This is a genomic window from Kribbella sp. NPDC056345, assembly GCF_042262745.1.
GTDB lineage: Bacteria > Actinomycetota > Actinomycetes > Propionibacteriales > Kribbellaceae > Kribbella.
On sequence record NZ_JBHJQQ010000024.1, the window covers coordinates 1 to 26719 of the forward strand.

Annotated in this window: 18 protein-coding genes; 6 read left to right on the forward strand and 12 right to left on the reverse strand. The window is 68.5% G+C overall.

Annotated features, from left to right (window positions below; translation table 11 throughout):
- Nucleotides 1-101 precede the first annotated feature (101 nt).
- The 7 genes from ACFCV3_RS40820 to ACFCV3_RS40850 form a co-directional block, all read right to left on the reverse strand.
- Nucleotides 102-752, reverse strand: a complete 651-nt coding sequence (locus tag ACFCV3_RS40820; protein ID WP_376040395.1) for a hypothetical protein — start codon at nt 750-752, stop codon at nt 102-104.
- A gap of 198 nt (nt 753-950) precedes the next feature.
- Complete coding sequence (locus ACFCV3_RS40825; RefSeq protein ID WP_376040398.1) at nt 951-2771, reverse strand: glycoside hydrolase family 76 protein; 1821 nt, start codon at nt 2769-2771, stop codon at nt 951-953.
- A gap of 1 nt (nt 2772) precedes the next feature.
- Nucleotides 2773-5514 carry an AbfB domain-containing protein gene (locus ACFCV3_RS40830; protein WP_376040400.1) on the reverse strand — a complete coding sequence of 914 codons (2742 nt, stop codon included), beginning with the start codon at nt 5512-5514 and terminating at the stop codon, nt 2773-2775.
- 108 nt (nt 5515-5622) lie between these two features.
- Nucleotides 5623-8739 (reverse strand): chromosome segregation ATPase, encoded by a 3117-nt coding sequence (locus ACFCV3_RS40835; protein WP_376040401.1) that lies wholly within the window; start codon nt 8737-8739, stop codon nt 5623-5625.
- Nucleotides 8736-9425, reverse strand: coding sequence for a hypothetical protein (locus tag ACFCV3_RS40840; protein WP_376040402.1), 690 nt, complete (start codon nt 9423-9425; stop codon nt 8736-8738). The genes ACFCV3_RS40835 and ACFCV3_RS40840 overlap by 4 nt, the downstream gene beginning before the upstream one ends.
- Nucleotides 9418-10233 (reverse strand): hypothetical protein, encoded by an 816-nt coding sequence (locus tag ACFCV3_RS40845; RefSeq protein WP_376040404.1) that lies wholly within the window; start codon nt 10231-10233, stop codon nt 9418-9420. The genes ACFCV3_RS40840 and ACFCV3_RS40845 overlap by 8 nt, the downstream gene beginning before the upstream one ends.
- Nucleotides 10230-11420, reverse strand: coding sequence for a hypothetical protein (locus ACFCV3_RS40850; protein WP_376040406.1), 1191 nt, complete (start codon nt 11418-11420; stop codon nt 10230-10232). Before ACFCV3_RS40850 ends, ACFCV3_RS40845 begins: the two co-directional genes overlap by 4 nt.
- A gap of 265 nt (nt 11421-11685) precedes the next feature.
- Here ACFCV3_RS40850 and ACFCV3_RS40855 point away from each other — a divergent pair, with 265 nt between their 5' ends.
- From ACFCV3_RS40855 to ACFCV3_RS40865, 3 genes are all read left to right on the forward strand, one after another.
- The gene (locus ACFCV3_RS40855; protein ID WP_376040409.1) at nt 11686-12483 is read left to right on the forward strand and encodes a TrmH family RNA methyltransferase; all 798 of its coding nucleotides are present in this window, start codon (nt 11686-11688) and stop codon (nt 12481-12483) included.
- Nucleotides 12484-12522: 39 nt separating this feature from the next.
- Nucleotides 12523-13506, forward strand: coding sequence for a GDSL-type esterase/lipase family protein (locus ACFCV3_RS40860; RefSeq protein WP_376040412.1), 984 nt, complete (start codon nt 12523-12525; stop codon nt 13504-13506).
- Between the two features lie 85 nt (nt 13507-13591).
- Nucleotides 13592-14239: a maleylpyruvate isomerase N-terminal domain-containing protein gene (locus ACFCV3_RS40865; protein WP_376040413.1), complete on the forward strand. Its 648-nt coding sequence runs from the start codon at nt 13592-13594 to the stop codon at nt 14237-14239.
- Nucleotides 14240-14632: 393 nt separating this feature from the next.
- Here the strand turns inward: ACFCV3_RS40865 and ACFCV3_RS40870 are convergent, their stop codons facing one another.
- Genes ACFCV3_RS40870 through ACFCV3_RS40880 form a run of 3 tightly spaced genes read right to left on the reverse strand, consistent with a single transcriptional unit; the run spans nt 14633 to nt 19651 of the window.
- A complete protein-coding gene (locus ACFCV3_RS40870) occupies nt 14633-15643 on the reverse strand; it encodes a hypothetical protein (protein ID WP_376040416.1) in 1011 nt (336 codons plus the stop codon).
- A gap of 13 nt (nt 15644-15656) precedes the next feature.
- A complete protein-coding gene (locus ACFCV3_RS40875) occupies nt 15657-16868 on the reverse strand; it encodes an SWIM zinc finger family protein (protein WP_376040417.1) in 1212 nt (403 codons plus the stop codon).
- Nucleotides 16865-19651 (reverse strand): DEAD/DEAH box helicase, encoded by a 2787-nt coding sequence (locus tag ACFCV3_RS40880; RefSeq protein WP_376040419.1) that lies wholly within the window; start codon nt 19649-19651, stop codon nt 16865-16867. Before ACFCV3_RS40880 ends, ACFCV3_RS40875 begins: the two co-directional genes overlap by 4 nt.
- A gap of 136 nt (nt 19652-19787) precedes the next feature.
- Here ACFCV3_RS40880 and ACFCV3_RS40885 point away from each other — a divergent pair, with 136 nt between their 5' ends.
- Nucleotides 19788-20774 carry a zinc-binding dehydrogenase gene (locus tag ACFCV3_RS40885; protein WP_376040422.1) on the forward strand — a complete coding sequence of 329 codons (987 nt, stop codon included), beginning with the start codon at nt 19788-19790 and terminating at the stop codon, nt 20772-20774.
- On the opposite strand, the gene ACFCV3_RS40890 is transcribed toward ACFCV3_RS40885, so the two are convergent.
- A complete protein-coding gene (locus ACFCV3_RS40890) occupies nt 20759-22090 on the reverse strand; it encodes a diguanylate cyclase (protein ID WP_376040424.1) in 1332 nt (443 codons plus the stop codon). The genes ACFCV3_RS40885 and ACFCV3_RS40890 overlap by 16 nt on opposite strands.
- Nucleotides 22091-22210: 120 nt before the next feature.
- Between ACFCV3_RS40890 and ACFCV3_RS40895 the strand changes: the two genes are divergently transcribed.
- A complete protein-coding gene (locus ACFCV3_RS40895) occupies nt 22211-22408 on the forward strand; it encodes a DEAD/DEAH box helicase (RefSeq protein ID WP_376040427.1) in 198 nt (65 codons plus the stop codon).
- A 104-nt stretch (nt 22409-22512) separates the two neighbouring features.
- Here the strand turns inward: ACFCV3_RS40895 and ACFCV3_RS40900 are convergent, their stop codons facing one another.
- The gene (locus ACFCV3_RS40900; RefSeq protein WP_376040428.1) at nt 22513-23757 is read right to left on the reverse strand and encodes an MFS transporter; all 1245 of its coding nucleotides are present in this window, start codon (nt 23755-23757) and stop codon (nt 22513-22515) included.
- A gap of 393 nt (nt 23758-24150) precedes the next feature.
- Here ACFCV3_RS40900 and ACFCV3_RS40905 point away from each other — a divergent pair, with 393 nt between their 5' ends.
- Complete coding sequence (locus ACFCV3_RS40905) at nt 24151-26703, forward strand: MXAN_6230/SCO0854 family RING domain-containing protein (RefSeq protein ID WP_376040430.1); 2553 nt, start codon at nt 24151-24153, stop codon at nt 26701-26703.
- The last annotated feature ends 16 nt before the right edge of the window (nt 26704-26719 follow it).

Below are 26719 nucleotides of genomic sequence, written 5' to 3' on the forward strand. Positions count from 1 at the left end.
GCCGGACATTCACACTGTTAAGGGCCACCCCGCAAGGGGTGGCCCTTAACATATGTCTGGCCCATTTCCCGGCAAATAGAAGCAGGACTGCGCTGATCTGATCAGCCTTCGGGGGCGATCCCGACCAGAGCTGCCGCGGCACAGATGTGGACCGGAGTGAGGTCCGCCGGGGAGACCGGGGCCTGGAGCAGCGTTCCACGCTCGAACGGCGTGAGCTGGATGTCGATGCCGTGAGCGCCGGCCACCATGCCGCGGACGTACGTCAGCCAGCCCATCATCGGGATTCCCCGACGGAAGACTCCGGCAGCGGCTGCGAGCTCGGTGTCGGCGATGCTGGCCCACTCCGGCTCCCAGATCGACACGACCGCACGGAGGACCTGCGCGAAGCGGTCGGACTGCGTGAGCGCCTCATCGTCGCTCCAGTGCAGCGTGACCTGGTCCGAGACCGTCGTGAGCGTGCCGCCCATCGACAGGTCGAACAGCCACGGCAGCTCGCCAGTGCTCTGGAGATGCAGCCGGGTCGTGCTCGAGCCGTTGGCGAGCACCTTCGTGGTGGCCTCAACCATCTCCTCGAGCGGAACCGAACCGTCCGCCTCGAGGACGTGGTACCCCCACCGCTCGTCCTGGGTCCAGGCGTGCACGTCGGGGAAGGCCACGGCGACAGCTGTCAGCGTGCGATCCACCCGCAGCGCGCGTTGCTCTACGGTCTCGTCACGGTGGGCCCACTGGGCGCGTAGCAGCCACGATGCCATCACGCCCTCCGATCGTGAGCCGGCCGATCCTGCGCAGCAGACGGTACGCCGGTGGCCGGATGGTTGGCCAGAGTTCCGCCTACCCGGCGTGAAGAGCCGGTGCGGTTCTCTGGAAGTTCCACCCGACCAGTCTGCGGCACCGGTGGTTCGGAGGTAACCACCGGGGTCCGGTTTTAGTAAACAAGCATCCGAAGTACCTCAGTTTTTCGGCGTCGCGGCGAGCAAACCACCGAGCGCACTGGCCTGCGTCCGCCAATCCCGGACGCCGCCCGCGGCCCACCGCTGCCCGAGCCGGTTGAGGCTGTCACGGTCGTTCTGCCAGATCGAGTCGGCCTGCCGCTGGGCATACGTCCGGTACGACGCGTCGCCGGTGCTGTCGGCCAGATCCATCAGATACCGCATGAAGATTCCCTTGAACTGCTTCTGGTTGTCGTCACAGTTGCCTGCGGCATCACAGGACTCCGTCAGGATCCCGCCCGGGCTCAGCAACGTCGACGACATCGCCGCGTCACCCAGCTGCCGAGCCTTGGCCAGTACGGCGGCGTCCCCGGTCGCGCGCCACAGTTCGAGTGCACCGCCGATGGCCAGCCCTTGGTTGTACGTCCAGACGGTCTGCCCGTTGTTGGCGCACGAGCCGGTCAGCCCGTCATTGACCAGGCCGGCGGAGTTGATCATGCCGCTGTTCTTGAACCAGTTCCAGCTGGTCGTCGCTCGTTGCAGCCAGACGGAGTCGCCAGGCAGCCGGTTGTGCAGCGCGGCCGTCATCCGGATGTAGAGCCCGATGGTGACCGCGTTCTTATACGTGCGTTCCCGGTCCCACCAAACGCCGCCGCCACAGGACCCGGTGTCCCAGTAGCCGTGGACGTAGTTGGCAATCGTCACCGCCATGTCCAGGTACTTCCGCTCGCCGGTCAGGTCGTAGGCCTGGATCCACGCGATCGCCCACCACTCGGTGTCGTCGATCGCCCGGCTGATGAAGTTGCCCTCCAGCGCATCGCCGCTCTTCACCCCGGCCGGGAAGACACCCTTGTTCTTGTCGAACATCTCGTTGACCATCCAGCGCAGATCAGTACGCCGGGTCCGCTGCTGGTAGTCCATCACCGTGGTCAGCGCGACCGCCGAGTTCCACCAGCTCGACAGCCACCAGGCGGTGTGCGGCTGGTAGGAGTACATCAGCGCATCGGCCGCCGCGGATGTCCGGTCCGAGGCCGGCCGGGCCCACGCCGTACAGGCTCCGTTTTGGCCTTCGACTGCGCGGCCGCACGCGCGGACGGCACCGCCGTACAGCTTGGAGCGTGGGTCGGCGGTGGCGTAGAGCTTGGTCTTCGCCGTGGCGGAGCCCGAGCCAGCGCCAACGCGGCCGAGGGATGAGCCGCCGGGCCAGGAGGCACCTTCGTTCCACGAGCGGTCGAGCCAGACCTCGTCGCCGGCGCGGCCGGTGTCGATCGTGCCCCAGGCCATCCCGCGGTTGTCGATGTGCAGGGCGATCCGGCGGCCGGCCAGTGTTGCCGACGGGACCGGCTGGTTGTCACCGGATGCGCCGTCGCTGCCGTCGCAGGCTGCAGCGCAAACGGTCGGGTACACCCACGCAGTGCAGTCGACCCCAGCCGCGTCGCCGCAGGCCCGGATCATTCCGCGTCGGTGACCGCCCGGGTCGGCGAGGTTGTACATGAGCGTTCGGGTGCCGGTCCAGCCGCTGGGGATCGAGGCCTTGCCGAGCAGCCCCTCCCAGGTCGCGCCGCCGTCCCAGCTGCGGTCCAGCCAGACCGCGTCGTTGGTGACGCCGTTGTCGATGCTGCCCCAGGCCATCGAGTCCTTGTCTGACACATGCAGTACGACGCGGCGCCCGTTGATCACCTTCTCCGGTACCGGGAAGGTCTCCTCCTGCGCCCGCGACGGATCGAGCGTGTCGCACGACACCGAACAGACCTGCGCCAGCGGGACCGCCTGGGCCTGAGCAGCAGTCGGTACGGCGAGCGTCGTACCCAGCAAGGCCAATGCGACGAGCAGCGAGCGCATGTCAGCCTCCCAGCCCGGACTGGTCGGTCCAGGTGGCGTCGGCGTTGTAGCTGCCGCCACCGTCCCAGGCGTTCCCTCCACTGACCGTGGCGATGTAGACCAGCTCGCTGGCATGTCGCACGTAGTAGGAGGGGTAGTTGAGCGACTGCAGCGACACGTTGCCCGCGCCACCAGCCAGTGGCGGTTGTGCGCAGAACGTCGCGTCCCGCCGGAAGGTGTCAGTGCCGTCGCTGGTCGCCTTCTGCAGCCGGTAGTTGCTGTGCCGCAGGTACTGACCGGGGAAGTTCACCGACTCCAGCGAATAACAGGTGCCCTCCGCTAGACCAGCCCGTACGACGAAGGTGGAGTCCTGCCGGTCGGCGAGCGCAGATCCGGCGTCGACGACATCAGTCCGCGCAAGGCTCTCCCGGTGTCGCAGTACCCGGTTCGTGTAGCCCGGCGTGGTCACTCGGAAGGTGCGAGCCTGGCCGACGCTCAGATCGGCACCGCTCTTCCACCACGCCGGTATGAGGTTCCAGGTCGAGTCATCGCGGAAGGAGCCGCCGGTGTCGCCGTCGATCCACACTTCGGAGTTGCGATGCCGCAGGTACTGGCCAGGTCGAGCTGCGGACTCCAGCGACGTACCGCCGCCGCTGAGACCCGGGCGGGCGCAGAAGGTGGCGTCGGCCGCGAAGGTGCCGCCGGTGTTGGCCTCCTTGTAGACCCGCTGGTCGCGCTGGCGCAGGTACTGACCGGGGAAGTTGCGCGACTCGAACGAGAAGCAGCTCCCGTTCGACAGTCCCGAGCGGACCCAGAACGTGGCGTCCTGCTTCAGGCCTTGGCTGCTGCCGGAGTCGACCACTTCGGTGTTCGCGACTCCACCGGTATGGCGGAGGTAGCGGTTGGTGTAGTTCGGCGTCGTGACCCGGAACGACACCAGCTTCCCCGTCGGCAGCGCCGTACCGTTCGCGGCCGCGAGGACCTGTTGATGGGCGGCACGTACCCGGGCGAAGTCCATCTTCTGCACCTGGCGGTCGTAGGTGAAGAAGCCGTTGATCTCGTCCTCGACGTCGGTCGGCTCGGTGTAGACCGAACCCGACAGCCCGGAACCGTTGATCAGATCCGGCAGCTGACTGGTGATCTGGACGTAGCGGCTGGTCAGGGCCTCGCTGGTCGGCAGCATCTCATAGGCGAAGCTGTTGCCGCTGGGCCACTCGTGACCGGGCACGTGCAGGCCCAGTCCGCCGTACTCACCGAGCTGCAGCACCCGGGTACTCGATGGAGCGCGGGCGATCCCGGGACCGACGTACATGTGGTCGTCGATGACGTCGCCGTTGCCGGGGTCGGGATCGGAGTCGCAGCAGTTCGATCCGGAGTTGTGGTTGACCAGCCGGGTCGGGTCGAGGCTCTTGACCAGATCCGCGATTCGGCCGGCCTGGAACTCACCCCAGCCCTCGTTGAACGGGATCCATTGCACGATCGACGTGATCTGCTTGTGGTTGTCGATCATCCGGCGCAACTCAGTCTCGTACCGCGCTTCACCGGTCGCCGATGCGTTGCGGCCGGCGACCAGCGACGGCATGTCCTGCCACACCATCAGACCGAGTTTGTCGGCCCAGTAGAACCAGCGAGCCGACTCGACCTTGATGTGTTTGCGGACCATGTTGAAGCCGAGCGACTTCTGCTGTTCCAGATCGAAGCGCAGCGCCGCGTCGGTCGGCGCGGTGTAGAGACCATCGGGCCAGTAGCCCTGGTCGAGCGTGCCGAGCTGGTAGACGAACTTGCCGTTCAGCGTCGGCCGCAGGAAGCCGCCGATCATCGCCTTGCCGACCGACCGCATCCCGAAGTAACCGCCGACGGCATCGCTGCCGAGGGTGACCTTGAGGTCGTAGAGGAACGGATCGTCGGGCGACCACAACCGGGCATTCGGGACCGGCACCCGGAACGACGTACCGCTCACGCCGGTCGCTTCGCCGACGACCTGGCCGCCGGACAGGACTTGTGCGCGGACCGGTTGCCCGGCCGATGAAGCCTGTACGGCGAGGTCCAGCCCGCCGGCGGCCACGTTCGGAGTGGTGTCGAGCCGCTTGATCCAGGTCGCCTCGGTCGGTTCGAGCCAGACGGTCTGCCAGATACCGGACGACGGGGTGTACCAGATGCCACCGCGGTTGAGGCGTTGCTTGCCGGACGGAATGTCCTCGGCATCGACCGGCGCCCAAACGCCGACGATGATTTCGTTGCTCCCCGCTCGCAGGGCCGACGTGATGTCGTACGAGAACGCGTCGTACCCACCCTCGTGCGTGCCGAGCAGGACGCCGTTCACCCAGACCTTGGACTGCCACATGACCGCGCCGAAGTTCAGCTGCACGTGGCGACCGGACCAGCCGGCCGGGACGGTGAAGTTCCGCTTGTAGTACATGCGGTTCTCGTGCCGCATGATGCCGGACAGCGCCGACTCGATCGGGTAGGGGACCAGCACCTCCTCGGCCAGCGTCCCCCCGATCGGCGGGGTGTTGAGATTGCTGGTCGGCGCGAACTGCCAGACGCCGTTGAGGCTCTGCCACTCGGTCCGGGTCAGCTGCGGCCGCGGGTACTCCGGGAGTGGATTGGTGACCGAGACCTGGTTGGTCCACGGCGTGGTCAGCGGTGGCGGCTTCGGCGCGAAGGCATCGGCCGGGGCCGCCACCAGGACAGAGCTGAGGATCGCGAGAACGATCAGCAGAGTGAGCCGTACGGTGACATGACGAAGCAGGCCGGAGGTCATCTGTAGTCTCCCTGGGGCGGTAGGAGAGAGCGCTCTCACACGTCAGTATGCGGACCTGACGGACTTAATCAAGACTCTGGATGATTGTTTCTGTCGGAAAGCGTTTGTCTACGTGAGAGTGGGCGAGGCGATCTCGAGCGTCGGCGTTTTGCCGCGGTAGGACTCGAGCCATGACCGCAGCAGCTCGACGCGAGCGGCGTACTCCTCGTTGCCCTTCACGACCGGTGCCTGGTTGTAGGCCATCGTGTCGGAGCTGCGGCGCAGCTTGACGTACAGCCGCGACGACGCGAGGGCGTAGCGCTCCATGTCGTCCTGCAGTGCGCCGATGACCGTGATGTTGCGGTCGCGACCGATCTGCTCGAACAGCGCCACGGCCTCCCGCCGGTGCTGCGAACCCAGGTTGCGGCCGAGCTCGTCCAGGATCAGCAGCAGCGGCCGGTCGGATCCGCCGGCCAGCGCGGCGGCGCAGACCAGCTTCACCGCCTTCTCGTCCATCTGTGCGGTGTTGCCCTTGACGTTGAACGCCGAGAACGGGCCACCTTCCGAACGTCGCCACTTCGGGGTGACCGTCCATCGCCACGGCTTGTCCGGCTCGGCGGGCGGATCCGGCTCGGGGAACTCGAGCTTCGCGCCGTACCCGCCGTACTGCTGGTCGAGCCGGTCGAACTCCTGCGACACCAGGCGAAGCCGCGCCTTGATGCCATCGGCAAGGGATGCACGGTGGGCGCGGGCGGTGCTCTCGGCCTCGCCGAGCCCCTCGCGGGCGCGCTCCAGAGCGGCGTTGCGCTCGGCGCGCTGGTTGGCGATCTGCTGTTGCTGCAGACTGTCGAACGTCTCGTGCTGAGCGAGATGACTGCTCAGCGTCCGCTGCAGCGCCGGGACCAGGCCGACGCGCGCACCGAGAGTCCCGCTCGTCCAGCCATCTGGGCCGTTGAGGATCTCCCAGAGCTCGGCCGGGATCTCCTCGCGGGAGCGGGCATTCGGGAAACAGCGGCGGATCACATCGTCGAGCTGGGTGCAGGCCTGGTGATTCCAGTCGGACGTCGTCCGCCGCTGGGCCTCGTCAGGCAGCCCGAGCAGGAACTCCTCGGCCTCGGCCGGCGTCGTGCCCCAGGCGGTGATCCGGGCGGTCAGGTCGAGCGCGGTCTGCTCCTCGAGCAGCCGCAGCCGGCGCCCGGTCAGGTCGTCGAGGATCCGGTCGTGGTCGCGACGGGTGGACTCGAGGTTCTTGAGCCGCTCGTCACGAACCAGCTGCTGACCGGCCGCGGCCTCGGCGGATTCCTTGGCAGCTTGGAGTTGCGGGGCGAGCGAGTCGCGATCGGACTCGTGGCGGTCGATGGTTTCGCGCAGCGCGAGGATCTGTTCCTGCACCGATTCGGCGTCCGCGAGAGCGCGGGCGGCCGCCGTACGGCGCTCGGCCTGGTCGACGCGCGCCCGGGCCTGCTCCAACGCTGCCGATGCCGCGGCACGTGCCTCGGTTGCGGCCTCGACCCGGCGGCGGGCCGCCTCGATGCGCGCGGTCCGGCCGGTCAGCGGCTCGTCGAACTGCCCGACCGCGACTACGCCGGCCACGTCGTCGATGTTCTCCTTGGTGGCGCGCTCGGCGAGCGTGGTGAAGAAGGCATCGAGGGTGAAGCGTTTGTCGGCGGAGGCCGGAACGCCCTTGGCGCGCTTGGCACCAGGCCGATTCGCCAGCACCAGAAGGAATCCGGCGTACCCGGCATCGGCCAGCGCTGCCGACGCGACGGCCGCGTCACCGGCGTCGATGACAACAGCTTCCCGGTACGGCGCCAGTCGCGGCTCCCACTCGGATCGAGCCGACGCGGGCAGCTCGGTGATATCGGTGAGCGCGCCGCACTCGAGTCCGGCGTTCTCCAGGACCTGTTGCTGCGCCGCGGACACGGTCTGGCCGCTCTCGGCTTCACGCAGCTCGGCGGTCGCGACATCGACCGCGGACCGGGCCGCATGGTCGCGCCCGATGTGCTCTTCCAGCGCCTCGCGCGCCTCGGTCTGCTCCTCGCCGGCCGCCGCCAGATCGCGACCGTCCGCAGAGCGACCGGCGTCGAGCAACCGGCGATGCTCCTGCCCGAGCCGCTCCAGCTGCTCACGCACGGAGCGCTGGGCCAGGTCGAGATCGCGATCCCGCGCGTCCAGCTTGTCCCGCTCCTGGCGGGTCAGCTGAACGTCCCGGAGCAGCACCTCTTCGTTGCCGAAGGCATCGATCGCGGCATCGACCGCCTCCCGGCGGGCCTCCTGCTCGGCGACCCGCTCGTCGAGCTCACCGAGCTCGTGCAGGATCTCGCCGTTGCGGGCATCACCGTCGATCAGGTGCCGCGCACACCTTGCCTGCCAGGACTCCTTCGCCGCGGCCAACGCATCCCGGGCCGCGGCGCGCTGCAGGATGCCGGCCTCGACTGCGGCCATCTCCTGCTCCCACCGCTGCAGGTCGGCCGTTGCCTGCTTGGTCGCCTCGCGCTGCGTGTGCTCGGCCGAGCGGTGCGCCTGCTCCTGCTCAAGCTCGTGATCGAGGCCGGTGAGGGTCGCGATGGCGTTGAAGATCCGGGCCGGGCCGAGTTCGTTGAGCGGCTCGGCGAGCAGGTTCGCGGTCGGGCTGGAACGGACCGAGGTCGACAAGAACGAGACGCAGCGGACCTGACCGCCGTACAGGACGCTCGAGAGCTTGTTGGCGTGGAAATCCGTGCGGCCGTTGGAGTGCGGGAGCGCGGCCCACAACGCGTCGGCCCCGGCAGCTCGCTCGGCCTCGGTCGCGCCGTACGGGACGTGCAGTCCGTTCTTCCAGCGCAGATCGATGTACGACGCCTTGCGGTTGATGCGGATCCAGACGGTGATTGCGGCCGCCTCGATCTCGTCGAGCTCGGTCAGGGCGGGATCGGAGAAGACACCGACGATGTAGCCGCGGTCGACGTTCGACCAGTTGCCCTCCTGGCCGGCCGCCTCGGCGGTGAACAGGAGCTCGGCCGCGCCGGGTGCACCGCTGGTGAGCCGCCACTGGTCGTCGGCGTGCAGCAGGCTGAGCGCGGCGATCCACGACGACTTGCCGGCGCCGTTCGAGTCGGTCGGGCCTTGGCCGGCGACCGTCACGAGGCCCTGGCCGACCATCGGGATCGGGTGCGTGGAGAGCCGGGACAGGTCGACGACCTGGACACCGAGCAGCACCTTCGACCCGAGGATGTCGAACGGACCGTCCTCCACCGTGCTGCTCATGCCACTCCTTCTTCTTGTTCTGCACTGCTCGTCGCGTCGTCCAGCAGGGTTGCCGTCCCGTTCCGGGCCCGGATGGCTTCGGCGATCGGACTGGCCGGGGCGGCGGCCAGGATGAGTTGGTCCTGCAGCCGGCGCCGGGCCGCAGGGGTCAACCGTTGCAGCTGTGGGCCGGGGATGTAGCTGGGCCCGCCGGAGTGGTCGCCGGACAGCTGGATCAAACCGGCTGCGCGCAGTCGCTGCAGCGCGAGCCGTCGTTCTTCACCACTGATCTTGGTGGTCCGCAGCTCGTCGACGGTCGTCGGCCGGGCCGACTTCCAGCTGTCGCCGGTGAGAATGCCTTCGCTACGCGGGATCGCGACCGAGTGGATCAGGACGAGCACCAGTACGGCGCGGTCGACGACCGGCAACGGCTGCCAGCCCTGCGCGGTCAGCGCGGCGGCGATATCGTCGGCATACCCGGACGTCCAATGCGTGCCGTCGACCTGCACCAGCACCCGGCCGATCAGCTTCAGCATCTTCTGCACCTGCCGCCGCAGCGTCACATCCCGCAACCCGGCCAGCTGCACCTCAGCCACCGGATGCGCCGCATACTGCACCGCACTGAACGCCGCCAGCACCTCATCCCGCGCGCGATCGCTCAGATCCTGCAACAAGGGATCAAACAACGCATGCTGCACCTCACTCATCGCCCGCCTCCCGTACGTCGTCATCGGGGGAGGTGGAGTCGCCAAGTGGGTTGCTGGGATCTGCCGGCGCTGCCTCGCCACTCGTGCTGTCGACGGGGGAGACGTCGGCTGGCGCGTTCCCGCCATCCGCATCAGCTGTGGTGATCGGGGCAGCGGATGCGGCCTCGCCGATCACGTTCGCTTGAGGGGCCTCCGACTTGTGCATGTCGGGTGCGGGGAGCGGGTCTGGGGTCGGGGTGTCAGGTGTGGTGGTGAGGACTGCGGGTGGTGGGTCGGGGAGGTAGCGGCAGAGGTCTCGGAGGGTGGCTTGGTCGGCGGGGGTCCAGTTGATGACTCGGGGACCGAGGCGGACCTCGCCGTCCTTTTCGTTCCACCGGATCCAGTGGGTGGCGTGCAGGCGCCGCAGGCTGCCGATGATCAGGGTCAGGTCACTCGACTGCTCGGCCCGGCCACGCATTCCGGCGTACACGGCTCGCACCTGGGTGAGGGTGCCGACCGCGCCCGGCCAGGCCGAACCACTGCGGTCGGTCCAGCAGCAGGCGACCACGATTGCCAGCACCCGGGCTGTCTCGTTCGGCTGCTCGACGGCGACCGGGGGAGTGCCCAGCTCATCCAATACGGCGTGCCCGGAGCCCGTCGGCATCGTCGGAACCAGCCAGACCGTGGAACCGTCCGGCTCGGCCGCGCGGGTCAGACCGGCCACAGCCGTGGTATCCGGGTCCACCGCGAGTGGACCGGCCGACTGGACCTTCGCCCACCACAGGGCGTTGTAGAGCCGTCGCTCGACGGCCTCGGACGGCGTGCTCATCGACTGACCCTCCGGAACACACCTTCGGTCGCCCAAGGCGTCCCGGCCTCGGGATCGATCCGCATCCCGTCCGACCAGACCAGCTCATAATCCAGCTCGTCATGCAGATGGGCAGCCGTCAGCTCGGCCAGCACCCGCCGCGCGGTGACCCAGTCGCCCGCGTCATCGACCACCTCGACGATGTCCACAGACGCCCGCCCAGCCAGCACCCGCTCAGCCTCGGCGCGCAGCTCCTCACGGTCAGTTGCGGCTGCCGACTCAGGCGCATCCACATCCGCTGTCGGCCGCGGCGGAGCCATCCGCGCCGTACCGGATCGGCGGCCAGTCTCGACCGCCTCGACCATCGTCTGCGGTGAAAAGTCCGGAGCGGCCGCGTCGAACAGCAGACCGTCCAGCACCGCGGCCAACACATCCGGCTCGCTACCTCGGGTGAACGTCACCCACGTCTCGATCGGCAACAGCCCGAGGGCACGCGTCGTACCAGCTCGCTCCACCAGCCGACCCGCGGCCAGCTGGACAGCATCGGCGTACGCAGCGAGCGACATCCGCAGCGACGTGCACGCGCGGTGTAGCGCCGGCCAGCGCTCGAGGACGATCCGGTGCACCTTCTCGGCCTGCTCGATCAGCCGCTCGTTACCCCAAGCGAGCTGCGCGTTCTCCCGGAGCTGAGGGGTCGTGCTGGTGGCGACCAGGATGGCCAACTCGTTCCCCAACAGGCGGAACACCTTGGTCAGTCGCTCGATCGACGCCAGCCCCTGGTCCTCGGTCGCGCTCGGGTCGCTGACGCTGTGCGCCTCCAGGGTCAGCAGCTGATGCAGCTCACCCTGACCACCCTGCACCGACATCCGCTTGAGGAACATCAGCATCACGTACGGCGCGAAGGCGGCCCGGTGGCGCAACTCGTTCGGACGGTCGACCAGTTTGGTGATCGCGCCGTACTGCCGGAGCACCTCGAACCGGCGGACGATCACGTCGTGCGGGTAGCCGCGGCAGGCCAGCGTCGCCTGCTCGACGGTCAGCCCGTCGCTCCCGGCCTCCGCGAAGGCGTCCAGGATCGCCTGATCGGCGTCCAGCAGCTCCGGATCGACGATCATCGCCCCGGCCTCACGGGCGAGCACGGCGAACACCTGCCGGTAGACGCGCAGTACGGCCGCTTCGGCCTCAGCGTCCAGCAATGTCGCGTCCATGCTCACTCCTCCCGTGTGCCAGGGACTCTAGTCACGGACTCCGACAGACCAAAACCCGGCGTGCCGAGCCTGTGGAAAACCTGATGACGACCGCGGCCGGCACTGCCTACCATCGCGACTATGAGACAGCCTCACCGTGGCTGACGCGGTCCAGGTAGACCGCGTCAGAACCACAACGCCGCGCTAGCGACGTTCACACACCGGTGCGCGACCCACGACAGGGTCCCCGGTGCGCTGCTCAGTTCTCCAGTACGGAGTCCCGCACATGACTGTGCATCCCGCTGCGCCCGCTATCGGCGCCCAGCACCCAGCCGTCCGTGACCTGCTCACTGTCCGCAAGGACGCCGCTCCCGGCCGGATCCTCGTCGAAGGCGCGTGGGAACACGACCGCCTCCTCTCCACCGACACCGAGCTCGAGGCATTCTTCTGGTGCCCCGAAGCCGGTACGACGTACCCAGTCGACCGAATCGCGGAGCGCGCCGCCGCGGTCTACCGGATCTCGGCCAAATTGCTCGACCGCCTCTCCCGCAAGACGCGCTCCGACGGACTGCTCTCGATCGCGCGGCTCCCGGTGTGGGATCCGCGTGCATTCCACTTCACCCCGGAGTCGCTGGTCCTGGTCGCGGACGGCGTCGAGTACGCCGGCAACCTCGGCACCCTGATCCGGACGGTGGACGCAGCCGACGCCGACTGTCTCGTCCTCACCAGCCGGCGGGCCCGGCCGAGCCATCCGGCGGTCTACTCTGCTAGCCGGGGGACGATCCTCTCGACACCGGTCGTCGAGTTCGACGAGATCACGTCAGCAGCGGAGTGGCTGCGTGGGCACGGGTTCCGCGTCCATCTGGCCGATCCAACGGCTCAGGGCAGCTACCGATCGGCGACGTACGACGGGCCGACGGCGTTCGTGGTCGGGTCGGAGGGCTCGGGCCTGTCGGCGGAGTGGCACGCACAGGGCTTCGATGGCGTGTCGATCCCGATGCTCGGCCAGGCCGATTCGCTGAACGTCGCACTGTCCGCCGGGATCCTGCTGTTCGAGGCGCGGGCCCGCAAGAACGGGTGGTGAAAGAATGGCAGCCGCAACCGACTAGCAGGGAGTTCAGACGTGCCGTTCGAGCCGGGTGAAGTTGTCGCCCCGTCAGACCCGCGGATCGTGCTGGAGGGGCAGTGGGGCCACCAGCCCGGTGTCGCGATCACCGTCAACTCCGGTTCACGGCTCTCGTTCTCCTTCGCGGGGGAGCGGGTCCAGCTGCTGTTCGACACGACCGGTCTGACGGTTGCACCGCACCTGTGGGTCAAGCTCGACGACGGTGAACCGGTCCTGCACGTGATCGAGGACTCGGTCGTCGAACTGACTGCACCGACCGGCCGGCACAAGGTCGAGGTGGCGGTCAAGGACGTCCGCGAGCACGTCAACCGGTGGAACCCGCCGTTCGAATGCGCAGTGGTCTTCGCCGGTCTGGTGCTCGACGTGAACTCCCGGCTGCGGCTCAGCGGGCGGCCCGATGGACCGCGGCTGGAGTTCTACGGCGACTCGATCACCCAGGGCGTGCGGGCGCTCGGTCCGGAGATCGAGTCGGAGGGTGCGGACGGTACGGCGTCCTATGCGTACCTGACCGCCCGCGCGTTCGGAGCGACGTCGTACCAGGTCGGTTTCGGCAGCCAAGGCATCGTGAAGCCGGGGAACGGCGAGGTGCCGTCGGGGCTGGAGTCGTTCGGCTGGAACTTCGCCGGTTCGCCCGCCGAGCGGGTCGAGGCGCCGGACGTGGTGGTGGTCAACCTCGCGGTGAACGACGAGACGCTGACGGCCGAGCAGTACGCCGAGTACGTCGGCCGCGTGCGATCGGCGTACCCGTCGACGACGGTGGTCGCGCTCCCGCCGTTCAACGGCAAGCACGCAGACGTCATCGCCGCCGCGGTCAAGACGCTCGACGACCCGAACGTCGTCCTGATCGACTCGACCGGCTGGATCACCGAGGCCGACTGCACCGACAACATCCACCCGTCGGTCGCCGGTCACCGGAAGATCGCCGAGCAACTCATCCCGGCGCTCGCAGCCAGTACGTCGCTGCGCCTTCCTTCTATTTAGCACAGAGCTGAGCTCCAAGAAACAGACTGTTTCTTCTGCTCCCGGCGGCCGACACTCGAAGTCGGCCGCAACGGGAGGAGAACCCTTGATCACCGCGGACGATCTCGACACCGCAGTCACCTGTGTCGTCGACGCCCTACGCCCGACCGTCGACCAGGACTGGTCGGCACCCGCAGGTTCACTCGACTGGACCTGCCGAGCCACTGCCGAACACCTCGGCCAAGCCCACCTGCACTGGGCGAGCCAACTGGCAGTCGCCGCGCCGACGCAGTACGTCCGCTGGTCAGCCACCGCCCAAGAGCTCGCACCACCGGCCGGCGTCCTCGACTTCGTAGAAGCCGCCGGCCGCATCCTCGCCCTGGTAGTCCGCGCCACCCCACCCGAAACCCGCGCCTACCACCCCTGGGGCATCGGCGACCCCGAAGGCTGCACCGCAATGGCCTGCGTCGAAGCCCTCATCCACGGCCACGACCTCACCACCACCCTGGCCGACCCCCTAGCTCCACCCGCCGACCTCTGCGCCCGCATCCTGGCCCGAGCCTTCCCCCACGAACCACTCCCCACCGGCAACCCCTGGCTCAACCTCCGCTGGCTAACCGGCCGAACCAAAATCCCCCACGCCCCAAACCCAGACACCTGGCGCTGGCGTCCCACCCCACTCACCGAACCCTGGAACCGCACCCCCGAAGCAGCCCCCATGCCCTTCACCCCACTCGCGAAGCCGCAAGCGTGAGCCAGTTCCGGGTGGCGGATCCTCCGAAGAACAGGACGTATCTGCCTGCTGGGCTCCCGCACTGTCGACGGTGAGCGTGGCGGCGCGCTACGTCCTGTCGTTCGGAAGGTCGATGGCGTCCCGCTCGCTGTCGGCAAGGACACGTAGTAGTACCCACCGAGGCGATCCGGCCGCCGTCCACAGGCGTGAGCCGCCCTCCGCAGCTCGACCACTACATGTCGTTCCCGACACCTACCGCATGCATCGACGCGAGCGGCGCCGGGTACCTGGAGGATCCCGGCGGGTGGCCGAGCCGCGGATAAGTAGGAGCCTCACAGCCACGACGGCAACGCCGATTCGTGGAACGGGTTTTACAGCAGAGTGCGGCTGGACCCACTCCTCACCACCCGCCGGCTACCGCTGAATGCCGGTCGAGCCGCGGCCGGAGTCGCGGGTACTGCGGGCGGCGCGTTCGCCTGCCGAGGTTGATCGTTCCTGGGCTGGCGGGTGGCCTCCTGGGATCACCCGCAGCTGATCGCGCATCGTGTCGCGGAAGTCCTGCTGGTCGCGAACCATGGCGTCCAGGTCGACTCCTTGCGGCACAACGGGAGCGGCGCCGAACACGCGGGCATGGGCCACGGCCACGAGAACACGCATCGTCGCGTCGGTGCCGCGCCGGAATTCCGGGCCCTGGAACAGACAGTAGGTGGCGTCGGCGAACGCCTGGCGGTTCTGCGGATCATCGGGGTCCAGCTCACCGGCTTCAGCTCGCTTGGTCTCCAGGCCGGCTAGTTGCTCGAACGCCGCGCGGCGCAGTACCTCTCGATCGGCCAGCGACGCAGTGACCGTAATGGTCTCGTCGGGTGCCACAGCCGGGGCCGCGGCGGCCATCTGCTGTGTACTGCGGCCGAACACATCCGCTGCCTGCTCTCCGAGCGACTCGGTCCGCATCAGCAGGTTGCCGTTGACCGTCCGCCCGTCCGGCAGTGTGACCTGATGCTGGACCCGGTCCGCGGAGCCGGGGAACTGGTCCAGCGCGACTCTCTCCATCGTGGTCAGGGCCCGATGCGCCGGCGACCCGCTCTCTCGGCCCGCGACCGACGGAGTGAGCCGATAGGACATCGAACCGTCGCCGATCGGAGTACGGATCGTCTCCGCATTCGACGAGGGTCGAGTCACGCGACCCTCGACGGCCAACCGGTACCGCCAGTCGGCCAACTGCTGATAGAGACCCTCGAAGGCCGCGGTCCGATCCTCGACCGTCGAGGCCGTCGCGAGTTGCTCGCCCAGTGACTCGTGCGCTGTGTTCGCCGCCTCCGCCTGAACCGCCGCGAACCTGTCGAGCTGATCCCACTGCGCGGGGTTGTTGGTGGTCTTCACCAAGTCAGGCGCAGGAAAGCTCGCCGCCGTAATCCGTACGGTCACGTCCGCGAAACTATCAACCCAACAGGTCTTGGGGATAAGGGGAAGGTGGGCGACTGAGGGTCCAGTCGTTGAAGTGCTGGTCGAAGCGGTACCACAGGCCGTCGGAACCCAGACGTAGCTGGACCTTGCCTGCCGTGACCCGGTTGGCTTCCACGGACGCCTTGGGCAGCAGGGCAGCGGCTTCGGCGAGGGCCTCGGGGTCCGCGTCGATCGGGGCATCGAGCGTGACGGACAGGCCGCCGCGACCGCCTTGGCGCCAGGCCGCGGCCCAGCTGGTCAGTTGCCGGGCCGGTACGCCGGATCGATGGGCCAGCTCGGCCAATTCCGCCGTACCGACTCCTGCAGCTCGGCGGGCAAGGTCCTGGTCAAACGTCAGCTCGAATCCACCATCACCAGACGCCAACTCCCAAGCCCGCTGCGCAGCGTCGCTCGCCAACGCAACCAGATCCCGTACGTCGATCTCCGACGAGCGAGGTGGATCCAGCGCCTGCACCGCCGCCGGTAGTCGCGCCGACCGCAACGGCCGAGGCACAACCGGCAGAACGCCGATCCGACCGGCATAAGCAGCGCGGGCAGGGACTCCAGGGGGAGCAGCCTTGACCACCGGCAGGGTTTCGGACGTCCCGCGACGGGCTCGGAGGGCTGCCAGCAGATCGTCTCTGGACCGGCCACGAAGTAGCAACAACTCGAATGGGTCGCTGTCGAGCGCGTCGGTGATCACGTAACAGACCGCTGCCGAATGCTTGCACGGTACGGCGAAGTCCGGGCAGTTGCAGTTCGTCCGGATCTCGCCCGCGCCAGGCAACAAGTCCAGCCCAGCCGCGCGAACGTCATCAACCACCTCAGGCGGCAGCTCCCCGTCCAGCAGGGCCGCCACACGCCCGATCTGCGCCGACACGACGTCGAGCACGGCATCCCATTCCGCCGCCGAGAACGCCTGGATCCGCACTGTCACCTGGTACGGCGTCGTCCGGCTGCCCTGCACGACCGCCTCGACCTCGCCCGGCGTGACCGTCAGCTCCAGCACGCTTCCACGGCGCGCATACGAGCGACCGCGCGCCAACCGGTTCGGATCCAGTCGCGCCCTGTGCTCCAACGCCTCCAACCAGGCGCGCCCCCACCACGTGGCACCGAACGGCCGCCGGCTCCCCGGCCCTCTCGCCGCAGGCAGACCCGCATCGTCACCCTTGTCACGCCACCCCCGCCAGGGCACCCGCTCGTTCATGGCCGCGCCCTCCCCACTGCAGAAGGGTTGTAGGCACTCGCCGATCCCGAATGAGCCGGTCCGTTCGACAGTGAGACGAGCTCGGTCAGCTCCGCATCAGACAGCTCACTCAGCCACGCCTCACCCGAGCCGACCACCGCGTCGGCCAGATCGCGCTTCGCGGCGATGACCGTGGCGATCCGATCCTCCAGCGTGTTCTCCGTGACGAGGCGATGCACCTGAACCGGCCGATCCTGACCGATCCGGTACGCACGGTCGGTCGCCTGATCCTCGACCGCCGGATTCCACCAGCGGTCGTAGTGCACGACATGCGTCGCCTGCGTCAGGGTCAGCCCGACACCGCCCGCCTTGAGCGAGAGCAGGAACACCGGCGACTCACCAGCCTGGAACTGCGCAACCAGCTGCTCCCGCTTCCGCACCCCGATCCCACCGTGCAGGAACAGCGACTGCACACCACGCGTCGCCAGATGAGCCTCGATCAGCCGGCACATCTCGACGTACTGGCTGAAGATCAGCACGGATTCGCCTTCGGCCAGGATCACGTCGAGCAGCTCGTCGAGCGCGGCCAGCTTGCCGGAGCGTCGCTCCAGCGGACCCGGCTGATGCAGGAACTGCGCCGGATGATTGCAGATCTGTTTGAGCTGGGTCAGCAGGCTGAGCACGAGCCCGCGCCGCTCGATACCGTCCGCAGCCTCGATCTTGGCCAGCGTCTCCGTCGCGACCGCCTGGTAGAGCGTCGCCTGCTCCACCGTCAGCGGTACGACCAGGTCGTGCTCGGTCTTCGGCGGTAGCTCCGGTGCGATCCCGGGATCGATCTTGCGCCGCCGCAACAGGAACGGCCGCGTGATCCGCGCCAGCCGGGCCGTCGCCTCCTCGTCGTGATACCGCTCGACCGGTACGGCGATGTCCTGCCGGAACCGCTCCAGCGAACCGAGCAACCCGGGCGCGGCCCAGTCCAGGATCGACCACAACTCGGACAACCGGTTCTCCACCGGCGTCCCGGTCAACGCGATCCTGGTTGCCGAGGGCAACGTCCTGAGCGCGCGGGCCGTCCGCGACAGTGGATTCTTGGCATGCTGTGCCTCGTCGGCGACGGCCAGCCCCCACTGCACCTCGCCGAGCACCCGGTGGTCCTGCCGGACGACGCCGTACGTCGTCAGCACCACCTCGTCCGGCGCGAGGTCGCTCAACGACCGCCCCGCCCCGTGGAATCGTCGAGTCGGCACATCCGGAGCGAACCGGGCGAACTCACGCTCCCACGTGCCGAGCAGCGTCGACGGGCAGACCACCAGCGTCGGCCCGCGCCCACGCCGCAGCAGATGCAACGCGATGACCTGGATCGTCTTGCCCAGCCCCATGTCGTCGGCCAGGCACCCGCCGAGCCCGAGATCGGTCAGCTGTGCCATCCAGGCGACACCGCGTCGCTGATAATCCCGCAGCGTCGCTTGCAAGCCAGCAGGCTCCGCGGACACCGGTGTGTCCTCACTCGACCGGAGCCTGGTCAGCATCTCCGCCAGCGAACCGTCCGCGTCGAACGCAACCAGCTCGCCATCAACTTCGATCGTCCCGGTGAGCGCAGCCGCCAGTGCTTCGGCGCCGGTCAGCTTGTGCGTCCCGCCGCGGCGCAGCTTCCGCACCAGGTCGTGATCGACGCGCACCCAGCGTCCACGCATCCGGATCATCGGCCGCTTGGCCTCGGCGAGCGCGGCCACCTCCTGCTCGCTCAGCTCCTGCCCATCCAGCGTCGGTCGCCAGCGGAACGCGACCAGGTCGGTCAGGCTGAAGTCAGGACCCGTCACTGCCCCCGGCGTCGGCGTCCCGACCGTCCCGCGCACCGCAAGCTCGCCTGCGAAGAGCTCAGCCGGCCAGAGCACCTCGATGCCCGCACCCTCCAACGCAGTGCTGCCTTCGGCCAACTCCTCAAGTGCCTCGTCATCGACCTCGACCGCAGCCGGCGCCGCGTCCCGCAACGCAGCCGACAGCGGCGGCCACACCCGCGCACCACGTCGCAGCGCGAGCAGGAGGTCGGTCTCCGCTCGCTCGCCGAGTGCTGCGAGCACTGCGGCCGGTGCGGTCCACACATCGGCCACATCGACCAGCAGACTCGGATCGAGCTCGCTCCGAAGCTGCAGCACGGCCTGGAAGTCGAGCCCTTCCAGTGATGGTGGCTCGATCCGCAGCACCAGCCGAGCACCGGCGTCTTCGCTCTGCGCAGTCTCGGCCAGCCACGCCGTCGGTCCGGTCACTGCCACCGGCTCTATCGCTGCGAACGGCGCCGCACCGGCCTTCACTGCAACAGAAGCGGCAGGCGTGCGCACGAGCGTGTCCGCGATCGCATCCCAGAACGCCCGGACCAGTTGCTCCGGATCGACCAAGCGCACCGGCCGCGTCCCCTCGACCGGCAACGCATGCCCGTACGGCGGCATCGCGGCGGCGAGTTGCTTCAGCCAGCCGCGGTCCAGCGGATCCAGCGGTGCGACCCGCCAACCGCCGTACCCGCTCGGGGTCAGATCCGGCACGAGCCGCCCGCGCGCGATCAGCCCCAGACCGGCCAAGGCGGCCGCACGCCAAGCCTCCCAACTCGCGGCGCCCTGCACCGGTGACGACACCAGCGCGAGTGCCTCCGAGATGCTCAGCAGTCGTGCCGGAACAGTCCGCCGCCGGACCTGGGATCCCTGTGGGAGCACGAGAGTGACGCTCTCGTCGGGTGCATCGACCTCGCCGTACAACGCCAAGCGGCCCGCGCGTGGCGGGTCGGCTGGGAGGAAGACGGCGTCGAACATGCCCAGCACAGTACGCCGGACCGCGGACAACTTTCGCGTCGGCGGATCCGGCCTGTGGACAACTCCGGACCGGCTTGACCTCAACCAAGGTTCAGGGACGAGCCTGGGGGCACTCTCGACGACGAAGGAGCAGGGAATGCATGCAGCAGTGGTGACCGAGTTCGGTGAACCCTCGGTGATCCGGATCCAGGAGTGGGCCGACCCGGTCCCGGCCGACGGGCAGGTCCTGGTCGAGGTCGAGGTGGCCGACATGATCTTCGTCGAGACAGCGATCCGCCGTGGTCAGCATGGCGGGTTCTTCGACGTGAAACCGCCGTACGTGCCGGGCAGCCGGTTCGGCGGCCGAGTGCGAGCGACCGGACCCGGCGTACCGGAGACGTGGGTCGGTAAGACCGTCGTCGGACGCGGTGTGGACTTCGGTGCGCACGCCGAGCTCGTACTCGCGGCAGTAGACACACTGACCGAGGTACCTGCCGGTCTGAACCTGGAGACCGTCGTCGCTGTGACCGGAGACGGCTTCACTGCCCTCCTGCTCGAGGAGTTGATGCCGGATCTGCACGGCAAGGACGTGCTGATCACTGCGTCTGCAGGCGGCATGGGGCTGCTGCTGACCCAGCTAGCGCATCGTGCTGGGGCGCATGTCATCGCAGCTGCGCGCGGACAGGCCAAGCTGGACCTCAGCAAGGCGCAAGGCGCGGATGTGGTGATCGACTACTCGCAGCCTGGCTGGGAGAAGGCTGTGCTCGAAGCAACCGGCAACCGCGGCGCCGACGTGGTCCTCGAAGGCGCCGGTGGCGAGCTGGGCGCGACTGCCTTCGGTGTGGTCAAGGACGGCGGCTGGTTCTCGGCGCATGGTGCGCCGAGTGGCACGTTCGCGGCCTACGACCCGGCGGAGGCGGAGCGTCGCGGGATCACGGTGAAGGGGATCGCCGACCTGCGCGTCGACATGGTCTCGACACCGGTGACCGAGGCCCTCGTGCTGCAGCGGGCCGCGGCCGGCGACCTGGTGCCGGTGGTCGACCAGGTCTTCGACCTGGACCAGGTGGCCGACGCACACACGGCCCTGGAGCAGCGTGCGCTGCTCGGCAAGGCGCTGATCAGGGTGCGTCAGTCGACCGGCTGATCGGCGTGGTCTGTGACAGCAGGTGGGTTCGGCCGGGCTGCAACGATGCGGTTCCGGCCGTCCCGCTTGGCGCTGAGCAGTGCGTTGTCGGCGGCCAGCACCAGCTGATCCATAGTGTTCGCGACGTCCGGGTACACGGCCGTACCGATCGACGCCGGCACACCGCTGATCAGCGCGGTCTCCTCGGCCGCGGTGTCGACAGACACCGTCAACGTGCTCAGGCGGTCGCGAATCCGCTCAGCGACCTCCAGCACCTCGGTCTCCGACGCACCGGGCAGTAGCACCGCCAGCTCGTCGCCACCGACACGTGCAACCAGATCGCCTTGCCTGACCTCAGCCCGGACGCTCTGACCAACTGCCTTCAAGGCTTGGTCCCCGGCCGGGTGGCCGTAGGTGTCGTTGATCTCCTTGAACCTGTCCAGGTCCAGCATCAACAGACCCACCGTGCTGCGCAGCGTCTCCGCACGCGCCAGCTCGACCGGCACTGCGTTCGCCCAGTACGCCGGAGTGGCCAGACCGGTCTTCACATCGGTCCCGGCAGCACGCTGGAACTGCGGTAGCAGCAGATCGCGGTGCAGAGTCAGCACCGTCACCATCAGGATCGGCACAACCCAGGGGTACGACGCCTGGAGCGCTCCGACCGCCACACCGAGACCTAGACCCGCGACCACCACCAGCTGATCGGAGAGGTCACCCAGAGCGCCACGCGCAGTCGCGTCCGGGGAGGACAGCAGAATCGCGCCGATGACCAGCGCGAAGTTCACCAGCCACCACGTGGTCGCCGCACCCAGCACCACCAGCAAGGAGAACGGTCCCGTCGGCACCCGCGGCTCGGCGATCAGCCCGCCGCCGCGCAGTACGGCGGCAGCCGCAGCGCTGGCCAGGATGAACGTGCTCGCGGAGAACACCTTGCGGTGCGCGATGGTCCGACCGTAGACGCGGATCCAGGAGTACCCGTACGAGACGACGATCAGGGCGATCACCAGGCTCAGCGGGAGCAGCAGCAGGCCGGCGAACACCCACAGGCTCTTCAGGTTCGTGTATGGCGAACTGTTAGCTGCCATCTCGCGTCGCCGCTCGATTCCGCGGGCAGACTCCAGATGAAGGACCGAGGCGGTCGCGAGAACGGCGAACGCGGCCCACTCGGAGGGCCTGACACCGGTACGGGCACCGGAGATCGTCGAGGCCAGAGCCAAGGCGGTGATCGTGACTGCGACAGCGTCGACACCGAGCACATAGCTCAGCGCCGGACGTGGCAACGACCAGAGCTTCCATCGGCGGGGTGGCACCCACTTGCTCCGACCGATCAGAATCATGGTGGCCTCACACGGATAGACCTGAGCGGTTATTCCTGAATAGTAACTGCCTGTTCACGCGAGGTCATCCCGGACCGCGCGTTATTCCATCTGGCGGATGGCGAAGGAAGGATCCCCACCATGTCCGAGATCAGCACCGGCAACGAGTGGTTCCACGGCTCCAGCAAGCGTTTGACCGGCGGCGGCAACGAGTGGCTGTACGGCGGGAACCAGCGGTTCCACGGCGGGAACGAGTGGTTCACGCAGAGTGGCAACGAGTGGCTCGACCGGCCGGCCGGGGGCGGCAACGAATGGTTCACCAACGGTAACGAGTGGTGATCCACGGGACCTCCCCGGAATTTCTTTACCGATAATTTACCGAGGCTGTCCGGAGGTAATTCCCTGAATCGCCGGCCGGCTTGTCCGAACAGACTTGCTGGAAATCATGCGGGACTGGTTCCCGCGACTTCGGGCCCGGGACGGCGGGCACGTGACCAGGCGGCGCCCGCCGCCACGGCAGCACAGAGTCCCACGGTGCCCATCACCCCCAGGGCGAACGATGGGGACGAGCCGTCGGCGACCAGGCCGGCCAGCAGGATCCCCAGGCCCTGACTGCCCTTGAGAGCCGTGCTGGCGACTCCGAACGCCTGCCCGCGCTGTGCGTCCGGCACAGCTTGGACGAACGCCGCACTGGTCGGCAGGTGGTACGCAGACGCCATCCCGGAGAGCCCCCACAGCAGCAGAGCCGGCACCAGGCCTGGTGTGAAGAAGCACAGCGCGAGTGGGGCGCACGCAAGCGCAGCCAACGGGCCTAGCAGTCGCATGCGACGCTCTGGCGGCCAGAGCGTGATCAGCCACATCCCTGCGACCGCACCGGCCGGACTGGCCGCCAGCAGGAGCCCTGCCGCAGTCGGCCCGTGACCGATCTCATGTGCGTAGGGGATCGCCAGCCCCTCCACCGTGACGTAGAAACCGGCGATGGTGGCCAGGATGACCAGACTCCGGAGCTTCGGCGTACGGGCGACGAGTGAGAGGCCTGCGGACAGGTCTTTGAAGTAGCTGCGGCGTGGCGCATCAGTGCCACCCGTAGGTGCCGGTCTGCGACGGACTCCGACGGCGAGTAGCGCCGCGGAGAGCAGGAAGGTTGCCGAGTCGAGCAGGAGACCGCCGGAGGTGCCGACAGCCACCACGATCGCGCCGCCGGCGCCGAAGCCGAGCACCTGGCTGAACTGCACCACCATGTCGTTGGCGGCCTTGCCGAGTACGTAGTGATCCCCAGGGAGTACGGCAGGCAGCGTGGCAGCCCGAGCCGCGTTGAACGGCGACCCGAAAGCCTGCAGTCCGAGCAGGAGGAGGATCACCACCAGCAGCGGCAGACCCTGGATCGCCATAGCAGCAACGAGAATCGCCCTGGCCAGATCGGTGAGGATCATCACCGACCGCCGCGGGAAGCGATCCGCGAAGCCCGCCAGCAGTGGACCGAAGAGCAGATCGGGGACGTAGGTCAGTGCGTACGTCAGTGCGGTCAGCCCGGCCGACTCGGTCCGGTCGAAGACCAGCACCGCCAGCGCCACCCGCGCGAGCTGATCGCCGGCGACGGACAGCACCCCGGCCACGAACAACGCCCGGAACTCGGCATGTCCGAAGACATCCCGCCAGCGTGCCCGCTCGATCACCCCACCCTCCATGGGAGGAGTTTTCACCACTATCCGTAGCCCCACACCTTCCCCGCGTGATCGGAAGGGTTTCCCTGCACGAACGGGAGCTGAAACAAGGGTTTGCTGGCGGCGCATCAGTGCCATCTTCCGGCCAAAACGGCTACCCGGTGGCGTCGGGTTTGATCAAAGGTTCTATATTTGTCAGTGTTCCGGTACCGGGGTCTGGGCGGGGCGGCCCCGACCCTGGTACCGGACTTCTCATGTCCGCGGCGGAACCGGCCAGAAACTGTCGGTGGAGCCCGGTAGCGTTCTTTCTGCCAGGGGCGGCTCCTGGACGTGCTTCCTTCTCCTTCACCAGGCCAAGTAGCGCGTCCGCTCTCCGCCCCTGGCGTCATCTTCATGACGCCATGCGGGGAGGACGCGATGCAGGAGGCTGCGGCCGTGCTGTTGCGGCGCCGACGGCTGGTCGACGCGGTGGCGCTCACCCCACCGGTGCGCCGGTCGGCGTGGCAGTGGGTGCGGCGTCCGCTGACCATCCAGGCCGGCCTGTCCGCGCTGCAGGCCGACCTCATCCAGCGCGGCTTCCTGCTCTCGGTCAGCCTGTACCGCCACTGCGCCGGGCTGTCAGCTCCTGCGCTGACCGGTCTGGGGAGCGCGCTGCTCGAGCTGCTGGACGCCGAGTCCGGTCACGACACTGAGCACGTCCCGCTGTTCCGCGGCTTCCCGGATACCGTCCCGGCCGACACTGACACGTTCTACATCAACCGCGTCTTCGCCCGGCTGCTCCAAGAGCCGCAGCAGCCCTGCGTGCTGTGCGGTGACACCAAGTCGGTGCATCCGGTCTCGCCCTGCGCGCATCTGGTCTGCCGCACCTGCTGGGACGGCGCAGACCTCAGCGCCTGTCCGCTGTGCCTGCGGCGGATCGATCCGAGCGACCCGTTCCTGCAGCCGTCGTTCGACGAGGTGCCGCAAGGCCAGGTCCGTTCCGACCGGCTGCGCCTGCTGTCGCTGGCCGGTCCGGACGCAGTCCGCACCACAGTCGAGTCCCTACTGGTACGGCGTACTCCGCCGGCGGCCGTGGATCGTGCCGACCTGCAGCTGCTGCTCCCACTGACCGACCTGTCCTGGCTGCCGAGTGACATCCCGGTCCGCGAGACCAAAGCAGTGGTTCTCGCACACTTCCTCGCGGATGAGCCCGAGGTGATCGACCGAGCCGGTACGGCGACCGACGTACTGCGACTGCTTTACGCGCTGATGGACGCCGACCCCGGTCTGCGGACACCACCTGTTCGCCGTACGTCGCTGTCTCGCGCCACCCGGCGTCTATTGCTGGCTCGGCTGGACCGGATGCCGGCCGACACGCTGATCGAGGACATGCTGCGGCACGAACGTGCGTGGAAGCGGATGGGCGAGATGCTGCACCCGTTCGAGTTCGCGACCCGGCATCCGCGGGCGGCGCTCGCGTTCGCCGTACTGCGGCGTACCGATCTCGAAACGCAGTCTGCGGCCGGGCGGGCGATCTTGAGCGAGGCGGCGGGGCATCCGTTCGTGCGGCTCGAGGACGGACGCCTCGTCATGCGCACCTTCGCGTCGCGCGTCGAGGGCGCGTTCGTGGACGGCCGACCTGGGATGGCCCTCGACCTGCTGAGGCAGCGGCCGGGGGAGTTGCTCCGACGGCTGGTACAGCTCGCCCGCGAACTACCGGCAGACCAGCACGCCGATCTGGTCGGTGCGGTGGCCACAGCTGTCTCTGATGTGTCCCCGGCTGTAGTCACGGCAGCGCTCGGGCAGGTGCGGACGCCACCAGGCGACCTGCGGCTGTTCTTCCCACGCGGCGGCAACACCCGCGTGTGGACCACGGTCGACGCCCGGGAGCCGCTGCCATCCCAGCTCGCGGCCGCACTGTCCGGCGTACTGGTCGGAGAGATGTTGCGCCGGGCCAGTGACCTACCGCGGTGGCGGCGGGCGTTCCTGGACGAGGACCTGGCCAGACTGGCTGCACCTGGTTCGGAGCGCGGCTCGTCGGCGTCATTGCGTCGGATGACGCGGGGGAGCGCCGTGCCGATCCCGCCGCAGGACCTGCTGCGACTGTTCCTGCACTGGGTCGAGCCACGCGGACAGCGAGTCGACCTGGACCTGTCAGTCGCAGTGTTCGGCGAGGAGTGGGACTTCGTCGGGCTGTGCGACTACACCGAGCTGCGCTTCGACCAGGAGGCGCTGGTGCACTCGGGCGATCTCACGTCAGCTCCCGGACCCGGAGGCTCGACCGAGTTCGTGGATCTCGACCTGCGCCAGCTCCGCCGAGCCGGCGGGCGCTATGTGCTGCCTGTCGTGTTCAGCTACAACAACGTCCCGTTCGACCAGCTGGAGCGTGGTTTCGTCGGAGTGATGCGGCAGCCCACCGGACTGTTCGATCCGGCCGCGGTCGAGGAGCGGTTCGACCTGTCCGGCCCGGCCAAGATTCTGCTCCCGTTCGGCGTCGACCTGCACACGAAGGAGCTCCGCTGGTACGACATCAACCTCAGCGCCGCCGGATACGGTCACAACATCGCGCGGTACGGCGGCCACCTCGCGCTGATGTCCGCTGCGCTGGAGGACGTGTACGGCTCGGGCGACCGAGTCAGCCTGTGGGAGGTGTGCTGCTGGCATGCCGCGGCCCGCTCCGACGAGATCGCCGTCCGGTGTGATGACGGATCGGTCGTCGGCTACCTGCGTGACCCGGCCGAGGACGTGACAACGTTCGCGCGGCGCCTGATCGCCAGACTGGAGCCGGACCGCGTGTGGGACGAGGACGCGGCGGCCCGGGCCGATTTCGTCGGCGTGCTCCGCGGCGACCTCACCCCCCGTGCCGGCACCCAGGTTTACGCGCTGCACCCCCACCTGCTCGACGCAACCACGCTCGCCCTGGTCGACGCGCCGTACCTGCTCAGCGCCCTCGCACCGGACACCCGTGCGCACGCTCCGGTCAAGCTGTGAGGCTCCTGAGAGGACT

What these genes read in the sequence shown, in the direction of transcription:
- ACFCV3_RS40820 (WP_376040395.1), bottom strand. Translation starts at nt 752, where the DNA reads ATGGCATCGTGGCTGCTACGCGCCCAGTGGGCCCACCGTGACGAGACC.
- ACFCV3_RS40825 (WP_376040398.1), bottom strand. Translation starts at nt 2,771, where the DNA reads ATGCGCTCGCTGCTCGTCGCATTGGCCTTGCTGGGTACGACGCTCGCC.
- ACFCV3_RS40830 (WP_376040400.1), bottom strand. Translation starts at nt 5,514, where the DNA reads ATGACCTCCGGCCTGCTTCGTCATGTCACCGTACGGCTCACTCTGCTG.
- ACFCV3_RS40835 (WP_376040401.1), bottom strand. Translation starts at nt 8,739, where the DNA reads ATGAGCAGCACGGTGGAGGACGGTCCGTTCGACATCCTCGGGTCGAAG.
- ACFCV3_RS40840 (WP_376040402.1), bottom strand. Translation starts at nt 9,425, where the DNA reads ATGAGTGAGGTGCAGCATGCGTTGTTTGATCCCTTGTTGCAGGATCTG.
- ACFCV3_RS40845 (WP_376040404.1), bottom strand. Translation starts at nt 10,233, where the DNA reads ATGAGCACGCCGTCCGAGGCCGTCGAGCGACGGCTCTACAACGCCCTG.
- ACFCV3_RS40850 (WP_376040406.1), bottom strand. Translation starts at nt 11,420, where the DNA reads ATGGACGCGACATTGCTGGACGCTGAGGCCGAAGCGGCCGTACTGCGC.
- ACFCV3_RS40855 (WP_376040409.1), top strand. Translation starts at nt 11,686, where the DNA reads ATGACTGTGCATCCCGCTGCGCCCGCTATCGGCGCCCAGCACCCAGCC.
- ACFCV3_RS40875 (WP_376040417.1), bottom strand. Translation starts at nt 16,868, where the DNA reads ATGAACGAGCGGGTGCCCTGGCGGGGGTGGCGTGACAAGGGTGACGAT.
- ACFCV3_RS40880 (WP_376040419.1), bottom strand. Translation starts at nt 19,651, where the DNA reads ATGTTCGACGCCGTCTTCCTCCCAGCCGACCCGCCACGCGCGGGCCGC.
- ACFCV3_RS40885 (WP_376040422.1), top strand. Translation starts at nt 19,788, where the DNA reads ATGCATGCAGCAGTGGTGACCGAGTTCGGTGAACCCTCGGTGATCCGG.
- ACFCV3_RS40890 (WP_376040424.1), bottom strand. Translation starts at nt 22,090, where the DNA reads ATGATTCTGATCGGTCGGAGCAAGTGGGTGCCACCCCGCCGATGGAAG.
- ACFCV3_RS40895 (WP_376040427.1), top strand. Translation starts at nt 22,211, where the DNA reads ATGTCCGAGATCAGCACCGGCAACGAGTGGTTCCACGGCTCCAGCAAG.
- ACFCV3_RS40900 (WP_376040428.1), bottom strand. Translation starts at nt 23,757, where the DNA reads ATGGAGGGTGGGGTGATCGAGCGGGCACGCTGGCGGGATGTCTTCGGA.
- ACFCV3_RS40905 (WP_376040430.1), top strand. Translation starts at nt 24,151, where the DNA reads ATGCAGGAGGCTGCGGCCGTGCTGTTGCGGCGCCGACGGCTGGTCGAC.